The sequence below is a fragment of the Hyella patelloides LEGE 07179 genome (assembly GCF_900659865.1).
GTDB classification, from domain to species: Bacteria; Cyanobacteriota; Cyanobacteriia; order Cyanobacteriales; family Xenococcaceae; genus Hyella; species Hyella patelloides.
Genome location: NZ_LR214119.1, coordinates 1 through 5928 on the forward strand (window position 1 = coordinate 1; position 5928 = coordinate 5928).

A 5928-nucleotide genomic window follows, 5' to 3' on the forward strand; every position below is an offset into this window, starting at 1 on the left:
ATCCACGACGCAAATAGGTTTGCTGTTGGGAGTTGTCAGTTATGGCGTGGGAACTTTGGGAGCTTTGGTTGGTGGTTTGACAGTTAATTTTTTAGATCGCAAAAGATTGCTAATTGCTGGAGGTTGTTTTCAAGCAGTAATTATCTCAGCTTTTTTATTACCAGCCTGGGGATTTAGCAGCCTCGTTATTTTATATATTTTGGGTATTGTTTTTAATGGCACTTTTGGTTTTGCCGAAACCGCCACCTCTACGATCAAAATGGATCGAAGCGATCCCAATAGTCCAGGAAGAGACTTTACCATTCAAACTTCCATTGCTTTTATAAGTAGTGTGATCGCAGGTAGTATTAGTGGCTCAATTACAGAAGCGGTTGGCTATTCGGGTTTATTTATCCTCAGTGTAGTTTTGACTTTGCTTAACTTAGTTTTGATTTTTAAATTAAAAGTAGAAGACTTGAAACAATGATCGTTTGGTCACAAGTTAAGGAAATCAAAAAAGGCTCTTTATGAATTCGGGGGACTTACAGCCGTTTTCAGTTGGATAGACTCGAAAAAGTGCTTTGCTCTAATTCGTCTACTCAGATGGGGAGAATTCAAAGTGATTGTTCGGTTTCCGATTTAATTTTCTTGATTTAATTGTCTAATCGATCCCCCATGAACTTTAGCCATTGTCCGAGCCATTTCTTGAGAGACAAATTTATTGGCTTTCTCGATTCCTGGTTGGAACTTACCAGAAGAAGTCAAATAGTGAACGAAAATACCAACCTTTTTCTCGACTATCCACATAGTTCTCGTTTGAATCGTTTAATTGATTTTATTCCATGTAAAGCGATCGTGGTAGTACCAGGCAACAAGGCGATCGCTACTTGTGCAAGAAGTCTAATCTGTATTCAACTAGAAAACAGACAGACAAGTCTGTCAAGTTAGAATTAAAATTGAGATCGGGAGATCGCTATCAAAATCAATGACTAACAATTTTCACCAACAAAAAGAAAATTTCTTTAATCTTTGGGCTCCTTACTATGATTGCTTGCTCACCACAGGTTTCTACCAAGCAATTCATCAACGGCTGCTAGAGTATGTGGAGTTAAAGGAAAATGCTTCTGTTCTTGACTTAGGATGCGGTACTGGTAAGCTAATGAGTCGTCTGGCTGCGGAGTTTCCTACGGTGAGGGCAATTGGGTTAGACCTTTCTCCTGAGATGCTTCGTGAGGCAAGAGTGCGGAATCAGTACCGCAAGAGATTAATTTTTGTCAGTGGTAGGGCAGAATCTCTATCCTTCGCCGATGAACAGTTTGATGCAGTTTTCTGTACCATGAGCTTTCTTCATTATCCTCATCCACAGCAAGTTTTTCATCAAGTTAGTCGGGTTCTTGCCCCATGCGGACGTTTTTACTTAGTTGACGGCTATAGAGGGGAAAATAATTTTTCGAGTTTTATCCCCTGGATTGGTGAAATGAGATTGTATAATCAACAGCAACGAGAACAATTAGGAACAGAAGCTGGGTTTTCGGCGATCGCTCATTATTATCTACTACCAGGAATTTTGCTAACTGTTTTTGCGACTCGTACAGAGCAATCGTAGCGAGAATGAGTAATCAGTACCGATAAGTACACTACCTAATTCGTTCTTGTCGAAAACCAGAATACCCACCTGTGGTAAACCAATATTCCCAAGTTCCCCCAGAAGCAGTTAACCAATTGTTGAGATCGAATAAACCACTTCCTGATGGTGTACCTTGGATTCTATAAACTTTCACAGCCCGTCCATTACGATCCCAAATTAAGGGTAAATCTGGTTTTATTTGTTCTGGTGTTGCACTATTAGTTTGCAAAAAGTAGGCATCTTGTCCCTGCTCTGAATCGTTGCCAAAAACTTGAGCAATGCCTTTTTCATCAATGGCTACAAATGCCCCTTCTTCTAAACCAATACCATAAACTGGTTGATTTTCAGTCACCATAATTCGAGCCATGAATCCGAAAATTCTCCCATATCTCGTCTCAGGATGATTATCATTGCACCTATCTAAGTGGGTATCAGTAATGACATCTTTCAGAAACGGAACTTGGAGAAAATTGCTCCGATAAATATCCTGGGTATTAGGATGAAAAGGGTCATTCAAAATTTCTGAACTCAGCAATCCTTGTCGAGAAGGAGCATAATAATAATCTCCTAAAATTGCCAGACCAGCACTGGTTCCAGCCACAGGAACTTTTTTCTGATTAATTAAGTAATTAATGGCATCTTCTGTAGCTGTTCCTTCCCAGTAATCTTCGTCTTTATTCTGATCCCCACCCGCTAAATATCAAGCATCAGCATCTTTAATGTATTGCACAACCTCTGGTTTATTAGCTGCTTCTCGGCTGTCAATAGACAGTTCCGCAGCCGAATTGATTAAATCTCTGTAATTATCCGCAATCCACTGTGCTTGTCTGCCAATTCCCCCACAGCGCAAGACTAAATAATCTCCATAGTTGGCTTGCTTAAGAAACCATTGAGTAGCAGCATCTTCTCCTACTGTTCCTTCTTCTGCACCACCAATCAACAGAATGGCAGGTTTTTGAGAAGAACTATGAACCTTTCCATAGTCTAAAAAATATTCAAAGTTGTTGCTATCATCTGTTCGTCTGTAATCTGAGAGTTTTCTTGCCATTAACCCATTGCCTAAAACTCATCCTCTTTCATCTTACAATTGTTGAGCGAAAAAGAAGCGATACCTTTGGCTAGGCTTCGCCAATCGCGTCTAATTCTTCATTCCATTCAAACTCGATATTCAAACATCAATCCAAACTATTAATTGTGTCAGGCAGTCAGTTATACAGATACCATCTGTTGCAAACATCATTTGAATTCAAATAACATAACCTTTGCTCAAAGAGCGATCGCCTGTAAAGATATTCACCAACTAGTTTTGAATACCTCCAGTTTAAAAAATGCGGACAAATAGCTCGTTTTGGGCAATACTCTCAAAATAAGGGTCAGTTTGGGCTTGTTGTCGATATTTAGAATTGAGTTCAATTGCCTGTTTTAAGTTATCAACTGCCGATGAGACTCGATCAGACACAGCATAGCAGATTGCTTTGTTATAGTAAGCTACAGCATAATCGGAGCGAATTTCCAAAGCTAGATTAAAACTAGCTATTGCTTCTTCATACCGTTGTAGCTCAATCAGGATTTGACCTCGATAGTTCCAAGCCTTAGATAATTGAGGATTTAACTCTACTGCCTTATCAAAAGAAGTAAGAGCATCTTCATAACGTTCTAACATTTCCAAAGCCATACCGCGATTCATCCAAGCTACTGCATTGTCTGGTTGAATTTGTACGGCACGCTCAAAAGATTGAAAAGCTGGCTCGTGTTGAAGTAACATACCAAAAGCGACACCACGATCTACCCACGCTTGATAATATTCTGGTTGAATCTCTACTGCTCGATTATAACTAGCGATCGCATCTTGATAACGTTTCATACGACTTAAAGTAAGACCGCGATTGCACCAAGCCTCTTCCAAAGTGGGTTGAATTCTCACTGCCTTGTTAAAAGCCGAGAGCGCGCCTTCATACCTTTGTAATTCCCTTAAAGCAATACCGCGTTGATTCCAAGCCTTGGGGTTGTCTGGCTTGAGTTCCAAGGCTCGGTCAAAAAGTGCGATCGCCTCTTGGTAATTTTCTTGAGCTAATAGCTGGCTTCCTTGTTCGAGAAAATCATTGGGATTGAGAAACAACTGAGGATGGTTCTGTTGAAGGCGTTCTAGTGGTTCACTGAGAGTTTGCAAACTTTGTTGAATTTCTGTTAAGGCAGGTGCAGCGATCTCTTGGGGGTTAATCTGGGATAAATCTGCTAAGATTTGCTCTTTCTGTGTTTGAGCATCTGAATATATTTGCGAAAGCTGGGCAGTATTGTTGGTTTGTAGCTGTTCGAGATTTTGCACTATTAATTCTTGACGCTGTTTTATTTCTGATTGCACTAACGTCAATTGATTAGTCACTTCGGTTTGCAGTTGTAATAAATTTTGTAGTGCTTGTTCTTTTTGAGCTTGCATTCCTGAGTTTTCTTGAGATATGCGAGTGGCAAATTCAGTTTCTAGCTGGCGCAAATTCTTCAAGGCTTGCTCCATTTGCTGATTAATTTGAGATTGTGAATCCGATAGTTGAGTAGCGAGTTCTGTCCATAAGTTTTCGAGATTCTTAACTGCTAGCTTCTGCTGTTGCTGAACTTTTTGTTCGGCATTTGTTTGTAATTCGGAGATTTGTCTAGCGAATTTAGATTCTAGTTTGGTAAGATTCCGCACAATGGTATCTGTTTGTTGTTGTGCTGTCTCTTGCAGTGTTGATAATTGGTTAGTAAATTCAGTTTTTGAGCTTTGCAAGTTTTCCCGAAACCGTTGCTTGTGTCCCTGCAAATCGTTTTGTAGTTGAGCCAACTGAGGTGCTAATTGAGAACTTAATTGTTGAAGTTTTTGTTCTAATTCATCCCTTTGTTGTTGTGCTTCTGTTTGCAGCTTCGATAATTGTTGTGTAAAAGTAGTTTGTGATTTTTGTAGCTCTTGTAAGACCGTGACTTGCTGTTGATGAACTTCTGCTGGCAAACTAGAGAGTTGAGCAGCCAATTCAGAGGCTTGGCTTGCCAAATCCTGAAGTAGAGAGTCTTGTTGTTGCTTAGTTGTATTTTGGAATTGGGTGAGTTGAGTAGCAAACTCACTGGCTGATATTTCTAGATTCTGAACTACTGTTTTTTGTTTGTCCTCAACTTCTGCCTGAATTAGATTAAGCTGAGGAGTAAATTCACTGGCTTGGCTTACCAGATTTTGGAGGATAAGCTCTCTTTGCTGTTCGGTATTTGTCTGAAGTTCCTTCAGTTGATGATTAAATTCAGCTTCTAATTTGGCTAGTGTTTGTTGATAGGTGTTAATTTGACTGTTGATGGTTTTTATTCCCTGTTGTTGAACACTACCAAGTTCTGATAGTAGCCCAGAGATAGTTTCTCGTTTTTGATTTAATTCAAGTTGGAAATCTTCTACTTCATCCTCTAGCTGATTGATAATTTGTCGAGCATTTTGTAACATCTGTTGTAAATCTTGAGTAACCCCTTTGAGTTGAGATTTAGCAGTTTCTAGTTCCTGAAGATTAGTACTGACAAGATGAGCAACCTCTCGAACTACGGCTCTACGTAATAGCCATAAAGTAGCGATCGCAACTGTTAATAATAATGCCAAAGTAGCCAAAATTATCAGATTAAATTGGGTTATGGTTCGGTTAAAGAAGCGGTTAGCCTCTGCTTCAATCTGTTCTTGAATTTGGTTGTCTGATGGTGGTTGTCCTATTTGTGAAGACTGCGCCAACAAAATTCGGGGTGTGGAGATTGACTGAGCAACAGCCCCGCTTGTAGGTATTAGTAGGGTTGCCAAAATTAAACGACTCTGTGATAACCAAAGCGAAAACTTAGGAAATTTGTTGCTCATTAGAACCACCTCTATCTATTGGTGACATTATTCAAGTACTTACTTCAGGTTAATCAAAATCGCTCTTTCTTGTATTCAGCTTTGCTACAGTATATTCCGACTCCTCAGAATGAAAAATAATTCTCTCAATAACTCCCGTCAGAGACGATCGCGGTGCATTAACAATAGATGAGTTCATAAAACACTTGTCCTACTTATCTAGCTAATAGTTGACAAGCGACCTGCGGATTTTCACCGCAGAATACGCGCCGAAGGCAACCCGCCAAGGAACGTGCGAGTTTATCAGCAATGATTAAACAATCTTATATATACTATAAATATTTGTTTGTCAAAAATAATTTACAAAACTTAAAATATTTGTTACATTAATTTACATAGCACGGGAATAAAAGAAACAAATAAAGGAAAAATTACTATGTATACCACCCAAGAAGATAACGGAATTCTTAACAACTATGCGGTTGAG

General features: G+C 39.4%; 5 protein-coding genes and 1 pseudogene. 2 read left to right on the forward strand and 4 right to left on the reverse strand.

Going from position 1 to position 5928, the window contains the following annotated elements; translation table 11 throughout:
• Positions 1–466 (forward strand): MFS transporter (locus tag H1P_RS30220; protein WP_144874729.1); only part of this gene is annotated, 466 nt, incomplete at its 5' end.
• Between the two features lie 152 nt (positions 467–618).
• Here the strand turns inward: H1P_RS30220 and H1P_RS36745 are convergent.
• Positions 619–786 (reverse strand): hypothetical protein, encoded by a 168-nt coding sequence (locus H1P_RS36745; protein WP_186376231.1) that lies wholly within the window; start codon positions 784–786, stop codon positions 619–621.
• A gap of 178 nt (positions 787–964) precedes the next feature.
• Here H1P_RS36745 and H1P_RS30225 point away from each other — a divergent pair, with 178 nt between their 5' ends.
• Entirely contained in the window at positions 965–1585 is a 621-nt protein-coding gene (locus tag H1P_RS30225; protein ID WP_144874731.1) for a class I SAM-dependent methyltransferase, read from the forward strand.
• 31 nt (positions 1586–1616) lie between these two features.
• Here the strand turns inward: H1P_RS30225 and H1P_RS39600 are convergent.
• The 3 genes and pseudogenes from H1P_RS39600 to H1P_RS39115 form a co-directional block, all read right to left on the reverse strand.
• A pseudogene (locus H1P_RS39600) lies at positions 1617–2654 on the reverse strand (cyanophycinase).
• Between the two features lie 273 nt (positions 2655–2927).
• The gene (locus tag H1P_RS30235) at positions 2928–5462 is read right to left on the reverse strand and encodes a tetratricopeptide repeat protein (protein ID WP_144874733.1); all 2535 of its coding nucleotides are present in this window, start codon (positions 5460–5462) and stop codon (positions 2928–2930) included.
• Between the two features lie 49 nt (positions 5463–5511).
• Positions 5512–5640: a YrrC family ATP-dependent DNA helicase gene (locus tag H1P_RS39115; protein ID WP_281291266.1), complete on the reverse strand. Its 129-nt coding sequence runs from the start codon at positions 5638–5640 to the stop codon at positions 5512–5514.
• Between the last annotated feature and the right edge of the window lie 288 nt (positions 5641–5928).